The 925-nt window shown below is 75.1% G+C and carries 2 pseudogenes; both read right to left on the reverse strand.

Annotated features, from left to right (window positions below):
• Positions 1 to 277 (reverse strand): annotated as a pseudogene (locus B7767_RS36450) (hypothetical protein); the annotation flags it as partial.
• Positions 278 to 451: 174 nt separating this feature from the next.
• A pseudogene (locus tag B7767_RS36455) lies at positions 452 to 925 on the reverse strand (transcriptional regulator); the annotation flags it as partial.

Here is a 925-nt window from a genome sequence, read left to right on the forward strand (position 1 = left end):
TGCCCCACTGCCCGTCGGACGGGGGCTGCCAGTCCTGGCCGGACGGTGCGGCCGGACTCTGCTGCCCGGGACCCCACGGCGTGCCCCAGGTCTGGCCGCCGGGCGGGGCCGAGGCGGGGAACCCTCCGCCGGAGGTCCGGCCGTCCGCGCCGCCGCCGGGGACGGCCGGTCCGGCCGTCATGCCCGGCAGCAGGGGTTCACCACCGTCGGAGGGCAGCACGATGCCTTCGCGCGCGGGGCGCGCCGAGGGCTCCTCGCCCTGTCCACTCTGCGTCACCGGGACTCCTACCAATGGGGGACCTTGTGAATCGTCGGCTCACGCTACCGGGTCCCCGGAGCACGGTGCCACGCAGCACAGAACCTGACCTCCTGCCCTGTGAGCGCGGTAACAAAACCGTGTCACCGTACGCCGCTTGCGTCCCCCTTCACCCCGCCCGTCACGTCATGGACGTCACGCCGCCGCCTGGAGCTCCATCCGCGCCCCGAACTCCCGCACCACCGACTCCTCCCGGTACGGTTCGAGGCGCTGCTGGAGGTCCTCCAGGTACTCGGCGCCCCGGTTGGAGCGGAGCCCGCCCAGCAGCTCCACCGCCTTCAGCCCCGTACTGCAGGCCTGTTCGACCTCACGCTGCTGCACCTGCGCGGTGGCCAGCAGCACGAAGCCGATCGCCCGCCGCCGCGCCCGCGACGCCGGATGCCCCTCCAGCGCCTGGCGGGCGCACCGCGCGGCGGCCTCCGCCTGGCCGAGGTCCCGGTGGCAGTGCGCCAACTCGTCGGCCAGGTAGGCCTCGTCGAAGTGCGCGATCCACACCGGGTCGTCGCCCGAGGCCGGGTCGACGGCCTCCATGGCGCTCATCGCGCGCCCCGCCGCCGTCTGCGCGGCGTGCACGTCGCCCATCAGCGCGTGCCCGCGCGCCTCCGCCGC

Origin of the sequence: Streptomyces sp. 13-12-16, from assembly GCF_002114215.1 — a bacterium.
GTDB lineage: Bacteria > Actinomycetota > Actinomycetes > Streptomycetales > Streptomycetaceae > Streptomyces.